This is a genomic window from Hutsoniella sourekii ATCC 700629 (assembly GCF_000518205.1).
Lineage (GTDB): Bacteria > Bacillota > Bacilli > Lactobacillales > Aerococcaceae > Hutsoniella > Hutsoniella sourekii.
In genome coordinates, this window is the sequence record NZ_JADD01000050.1 from 1 (window position 1) to 1,882 (window position 1,882).

Consider the following 1,882-nt stretch of genomic DNA (forward strand, 5'->3'; position numbering starts at 1 on the left):
CCCCTTAGTCGCTTGTGATTATAAGGACCCGCCTGTCGTCAATCAGCCTCAAGTTAGGCGGCTTACACCGCAAGAGTGTGGAAGATTACAAGGGTTTTCGGATGGTTGGTGTGATGATTTGGAAGAAATAAATCCTAGTCCTGAAGAACTAAATTTTTGGCAACAAGTCTTTGAAACGGACAAACGAGTAAGAGGACTCAAGCGATCGAAGACAGAAAAACAAATACGGAAATGGTTAGCCAAGCCCCACACAGATTCTGTTGAGTATAAATTATGGGGCAATGGGGTAGCTTTACCCTGCGTGATATTTATCTTACAAGGAATCGTTGAAAATACTTGATATAGAAGAATTACAATTCTAATATGGGATTAACGATAAAACTTGGGGGATAACTGAATGAATAATGAAGTTTTAAGTATGGTATCCAACTCATTGACAAAATATGTCTTCACTCAACCGAATCAATCAAAGATGATAAACATTATTTTTGGTGGTACTTCGCATTTTGATTCATTAAGAGAAGAAATAGAAAGTGAACCTTACGCTTATATTCCCCTTAAATGGGCAATGACTAGTGATGATGACTTAGCTCAATTTGTTTACAGCATGTTTTACAAAAAGGCATCTCAAAATACTGAAGTGTCACTTAAAAAGCAATGGCAACAATTTGAGAACACACCAGATTACTACGCACAGGTTGTGAATTACATGTTGAATAGTGATGATTATCTTTTAGGCGACCGTTATGTCTTTGAAAATGAGAAGCCTAGAAGTCAATTTAGACCAGCTCGGACACAAGACAACATGCGAGAAGAGTTTATGGTTCGACATCAAGAGACTTTCGTTAAACAACAATACTATGCCAGAGTGTTATCCATTGGAAATTCAATGTATCGATTAGTAAATGAATAGCTCCTATGACTTGATTTATAGTCACTCTTGAGTGATATATAGTCCTGGAGGTGATTAAAATGCTAAAGGGACGTATTGCTCAATTAAAAAAGAAGTATCCAATTGGGAGTCGGATTCGTCTGATTAAAATGGATGACTTACAAGCTCCGCCTTTGGGGACGAAAGGAACCATTATTGGCGTGGATGACATAGGCTCTCTATTAGTCAACTGGGATAATGGTTCTTCACTTAATGTGATTGACCAAGTGGATGAAGTAGAGTTAATTAAAGATTGAAGCGTCTAACAGGTTGGTAAACCTTGCTATTGATGTGTTTGTACGGGAATATGGACACAGTAAAAAAAGGAGGAACCTAACCATGAAAAATATTAAAAAACTAGACGCTATCATCGAATTACTAGACTGGAGAAACCAAGGATACCCAATTGACTTTTTAAGTGCCTATATGCTTACGCAAAGGGGCAAGCTTCAGAAACTAAACTTCAACGACATATTAAGAGAAGGTTCGATTGAGGAAATTGTAGAAAGCCTTGAAGAATTTGGCATTGAGGAATTTACGATAACAGACCACTCAACCGCCTTAATGAAGAATTTATGGGAATTTAACCAAAGAGGATATAAAATTGAAGGCATGCTAGAACTTGAAACTGGAAACATGATTTATAACTACAATTCTCGAGGAGAAGTACCAGAAATTAAGAAGGCAATCCTTCTCAAGAAAGTAGAAGTTCAAAGTTAAAATCCACCTTAAAATCACAAATTACTTTATACAAAAAGGAGCGAAAGCTCTTTTTCTCGTACACCACTGACCAAGTGGTTATTTTTTTGCACAAAATTAGGGAGGTGAGAATCATTCGAAAGTTAAAGAATTATGAACCATCACAGTTTATGGCAGATGATTCTTACTACGACCAAGATAGCGCGGACTTTGCAGTTAATTTCATTGAAGCATTAACACACACTAAAGGAC

3 protein-coding genes and 1 pseudogene are annotated in these 1,882 nt (G+C 37.0%); all 4 read left to right on the plus strand.

Features of this window, described 5'->3' with window-relative positions:
• A pseudogene (locus T408_RS12155) lies at window positions 1–340 on the plus strand (DNA (cytosine-5-)-methyltransferase); the annotation flags it as partial.
• Window positions 341–397: 57 nt separating this feature from the next.
• The gene (locus T408_RS0109010; protein ID WP_028119623.1) at window positions 398–913 is read left to right on the plus strand and encodes a hypothetical protein; all 516 of its coding nucleotides are present in this window, start codon (window positions 398–400) and stop codon (window positions 911–913) included.
• A 59-nt stretch (window positions 914–972) separates the two neighbouring features.
• Window positions 973–1,188: a DUF4314 domain-containing protein gene (locus T408_RS0109015; protein ID WP_028119624.1), complete on the plus strand. Its 216-nt coding sequence runs from the start codon at window positions 973–975 to the stop codon at window positions 1,186–1,188.
• An 82-nt stretch (window positions 1,189–1,270) separates the two neighbouring features.
• Complete coding sequence (locus T408_RS0109020; RefSeq protein ID WP_028119625.1) at window positions 1,271–1,651, plus strand: DUF7698 family protein; 381 nt, start codon at window positions 1,271–1,273, stop codon at window positions 1,649–1,651.
• Window positions 1,652–1,882 lie beyond the last annotated feature (231 nt).

Coding starts and splice junctions, on each gene's coding strand:
- T408_RS0109010 (WP_028119623.1), top strand. CDS start 398: ATGAATAATGAAGTTTTAAGTATGGTATCCAACTCATTGACAAAATAT.
- T408_RS0109015 (WP_028119624.1), top strand. CDS start 973: ATGCTAAAGGGACGTATTGCTCAATTAAAAAAGAAGTATCCAATTGGG.
- T408_RS0109020 (WP_028119625.1), top strand. CDS start 1,271: ATGAAAAATATTAAAAAACTAGACGCTATCATCGAATTACTAGACTGG.